The organism is Pseudomonas sp. YuFO8, assembly GCF_035065025.1.
Taxonomy (GTDB): Bacteria; Pseudomonadota; Gammaproteobacteria; order Pseudomonadales; family Pseudomonadaceae; genus Aquipseudomonas; species Aquipseudomonas putida_AE.
Map to the genome: position 1 here is coordinate 1 of NZ_JAXDEQ010000086.1, position 3,978 is coordinate 3,978.

At 62.8% G+C, this 3,978-nt stretch carries 2 protein-coding genes; both read left to right on the forward strand.

Annotated features, from left to right (window positions below; all coding sequences use genetic code 11):
- Positions 1 to 185: 185 nt before the first annotated feature.
- On the forward strand, positions 186 to 1,964 hold the full coding sequence (locus tag SOP95_RS31325; protein ID WP_274077800.1) for an acyl-CoA dehydrogenase C-terminal domain-containing protein: 1,779 nt from the start codon (positions 186 to 188) through the stop codon (positions 1,962 to 1,964).
- A 24-nt stretch (positions 1,965 to 1,988) separates the two neighbouring features.
- Positions 1,989 to 3,632: a fatty acid--CoA ligase gene (locus SOP95_RS31330; RefSeq protein ID WP_323609493.1), complete on the forward strand. Its 1,644-nt coding sequence runs from the start codon at positions 1,989 to 1,991 to the stop codon at positions 3,630 to 3,632.
- Positions 3,633 to 3,978: the final 346 nt, after the last annotated feature.

Here is a 3,978-nt window from a genome sequence, read left to right on the forward strand (position 1 = left end):
GCATCCTGCTGACCTTCATGTTCCTGTGGAACATGCTCGGCGCGCTGATCCTGATCCCGGCCCTGTCGTACTTCCTGCTGCGTGAACGGGCACCCCAGCCCGGTTCTGTCGCGGCAACCGAGAACACTGAATCCACTGAACGTCCTGGCATGCCGCATGCCGTGACCACTTCCGAGTAAGCCAAGATGTCTGATTACAAAGCTCCCCTGCGCGACATGCGCTTCGTACTCAACGAGGTTTTCCAGGTGTCCCGGCTCTGGGCCAGGTTGCCTGGCCTGGCCGAGGTGATCGATGAAGAAACCGCCGCCGCGATCCTCGAAGAAGCCGGCAAGATCAGTGGCGAAGTCATCGCCCCCTTGAACCGCGCCACCGATGAGCAGGGCTGTACCTGGAGCAAGGGTTCGGTCACCGCGCCAGACGGTTTCGCCCAGGCTTATCAAGCCTTCGCCGAAGGGGGTTGGGTGGGTGTCGGCGGTGATCCGCAATACGGCGGCATGGGCATGCCCAAGGCCATTTCTGCCCAGGTTGAAGAGATGGTCAACGCGGCCAGCCTGTCGTTCGGCCTGTACCCGATGCTGACGGCCGGTGCCTGCCTGTCGATCAAGGCCCATGCCAGCGAAGAGCTCAAGGAGCGTTACCTGCCCAACATGTACGCTGGCACCTGGACAGGTTCGATGTGCCTGACCGAGGCCCATGCCGGTACCGACCTGGGCATGATCCGCACCAAGGCCGAGCCCCAGGCCGATGGCAGCTACAAGGTCAGCGGCAGCAAGATCTTCATCACCGGCGGTGACCACGACCTGACCGAGAACATCATCCACCTGGTGCTGGCGCGACTGCCGGATGCACCGGCGGGGCCGAAAGGCATCTCGCTGTTCCTGGTGCCGAAAGTGCTGGTCAATGCCGACGGCTCCCTGGGCGAGCCTAATTCGCTGTCCTGCGGTTCCATCGAACACAAGATGGGCATCAAGGCCTCGGCCACTTGCGTGATGAACTTCGATGGCGCCACCGGCTACATCATCGATGCACCGAACAAGGGCCTGGCGGCGATGTTCACGATGATGAACTACGAACGCCTGGGCGTGGGCATCCAGGGCCTGGCCCAGGGCGAACGTTCCTACCAGAACGCCTTGGCGTACGCCCGTGACCGCCTGCAGAGCCGTGCGCCCACCGGCGCACAGAACAAGGACAAGGCCGCCGACCCGATCATCGTCCACCCCGACGTGCGCCGCATGCTGTTGACCATGAAGGCCTTGAACGAGGGTGGTCGCGCGTTTTCCAGCTACGTCGCCCTGCAACTGGACATCGCCAAGTTCAGCGAAGACCCGACCGAGCGTTCCCGCGCCCAGGACCTGGTGGCCTTGCTGACCCCGGTGGCCAAGGCGTTCCTCACCGACATGGGCCTGGAAACCACCTTGCACGGACAAATGGTGTTTGGCGGCCACGGCTTCATCCGCGAGTGGGGCCAGGAACAACTGGTGCGCGACGTGCGCATCACGCAGATCTACGAAGGCACCAACGGCATCCAGTCCCTGGACCTGGCCGGGCGCAAGATCGTCGGCAGCGGCGGGGCGCTTTACCGCCTGTTCGCTTCGGAGATCCGCGACTTCACCGCCAGCGCCAGCACTGACCTGGGCGAGTTCACCCAACCGCTGAACGCCGCCGTGGACACCCTCGACGAACTGACCGCGTGGCTGCTGGACCGGGCACAAAACAACCCGAACGAAATCGGCGCCGCCTCGGTCGAGTACCTGCAGGTGTTCGGCTACACCGCCTACGCCTACATGTGGGCGCGCATGGCCAAGGCCGTCATGAGCGGCGATGCCGAGGACGATTTCTACATCAGCAAACTGGCCACCGCGCGTTTCTACTTCGCAAGGTTGCTGCCGCGTATCCACTCGTTGAGCGCATCGGCCAAGGCCGGCAGCGCCTGCCTCTACGAGCTTCAAGCCGATCAGTTCTGATCGAAAGGACAAGGAATCTTTATCATGATGGCGACAAAAATAATTCCACCCGCCGACGGCGCCTACGCCTATCCCTTGCTGATCAAGCAATTGCTGCTGTCCGGGGTGCGCTACGAACCGGGCCGGGAAATCGTCTACGCCGACAAGCTGCGCTACAGCTACCAGACCCTCAACAAGCGCATCCGCCGCCTGGCCAATGCGCTGACCGCGGCCGGGGTCAAGGCCGGGGACACCGTGGCCCTGCTCGACTGGGACAGCCACCGTTACCTGGAATGCTTCTTCGCCGTGCCGATGATCGGCGCGGTGCTGCACACGGTGAACATTCGCCTGTCGCCGGAGCAGGTGCTGTTCACCATGAACCACGCCGAAGACGATGTGGTGCTGGTGCATGACGATTTCCTGCCGCTGGTGGAACAGATCCAGGATCGGCTGACCACGGTCAAGGGCTTCATCCAGCTCACCGAAGACCAGGCGAGCGACACGTCGTTGCCGGTGCTGGGCGAGTACGAGCAGTTGCTGTCGCAGTGCCCGGACCAGTACGACTTTCCCGATTTCGACGAGAACTCGGTGGCGACGCTGTTCTACACCACCGGCACCACCGGCGACCCCAAGGGCGTGTATTTCACCCATCGCCAACTGGTCCTGCACACCCTGAATGCCGTGGGCTCGTTGGGCGTCTACCAGGGCGCGCCACTGCTGCGTTCCGACGACGTGTACATGCCGATCACGCCGATGTTCCACGTGCATGCCTGGGGTGTGCCTTACGTCGCGACCCTGATGGGCATCAAGCAGGTGTACCCCGGCCGCTACGAACCCAACAGCCTGGTGCGGCTGTATCAGGAGGAGAAGGTGACTTTCTCCCACTGTGTGCCGACCATCCTGCAGATGATCCTCAACTGCGAGCAAGGCAAGTCCGCCCGTTTCGACGGCTGGAAAATGCTCCTGGGCGGCAGCGCGCTGCCCCTGGGGATTGCCAGCGAAGCCAGTGCCAAGGGCATCGTGGTACACGCCGGCTACGGCATGTCCGAGACCTGCCCGCTGCTGTGCCTGACTTACCTGCGCGACGAAGACCTCCAGCAGCCCATGCAGGCGCAACTGCCGACGCGCATCAAGACCGGCACGCCGGTGCCGATGGTCGACCTGAAGATCATCGATGCCAGCGGCAATGACGTTGCCCATGACGGCGAGTCCCTGGGCGAGATCGTGGTGCGTGCGCCCTGGCTGACCCAAGGCTATCTGAAGGAGCCGCAAAAGGGCGCCGAGCTGTGGCAGGACGGCTGGCTGCATACCGGCGACATGGCATCCATCGATCCGTTGGGCGGCGTGGAAATCAAGGACCGGATCAAGGACGTGATCAAGACGGGCGGGGAGTGGATCAGCTCGCTGGAACTGGAAAGCCTGATCAGCGAACACGAGGCGGTGCTGTCGGTCGCGGTGGTCGGCATTGCCGATGAGCAGTGGGGCGAAAGGCCCATGGCGCTGGTGGTCTGTGAACCGGGCCAATACCTGGATCGCAAGATCCTCGAGGCGCACCTGCAAGGGTTTGTGGAGCTTGGCCGCATCAACAAATGGGCGATCCCCAAGCAGTTCAAGTTCGTCGCCGAGATCCCCAAGACCAGCGTCGGCAAGATCAACAAGAAGCTGATCCGCGAACAAGAGTTGGCCTAGGGTTTTGCGCTCAACGCAAAAAACATTGTAGGAGCTGGCTTGCCAGCGAAGAGGCCCGAAAGATCGATGCAATACTCAAGGACGCCGTCGCCGGCAAGCCGGGCTCCTACAGGTCCGAGGCGGCCACGGATTCACGCGCTACGCAACCCATTGTAGGAGCTGGCTTGCCAGCGAAGAGGCCCGAAAGATCGATGCAATACTCGAGGGCGCCTTCGCCGGCAAGCCGGGCTCCTACAGGTCCGCGGTGGCCACGGACTCACGCGCTACGCAAAACATTGTAGGAGCTGGCTTGCCAGCGAAGAGGCCCGAAAGATCGATGCAATACTCGAGGGCGCCTTCGCCGGCA

What these genes read in the sequence shown, in the direction of transcription:
- SOP95_RS31325 (WP_274077800.1), top strand. Translation starts at nt 186, where the DNA reads ATGTCTGATTACAAAGCTCCCCTGCGCGACATGCGCTTCGTACTCAAC.
- SOP95_RS31330 (WP_323609493.1), top strand. Translation starts at nt 1,989, where the DNA reads ATGATGGCGACAAAAATAATTCCACCCGCCGACGGCGCCTACGCCTAT.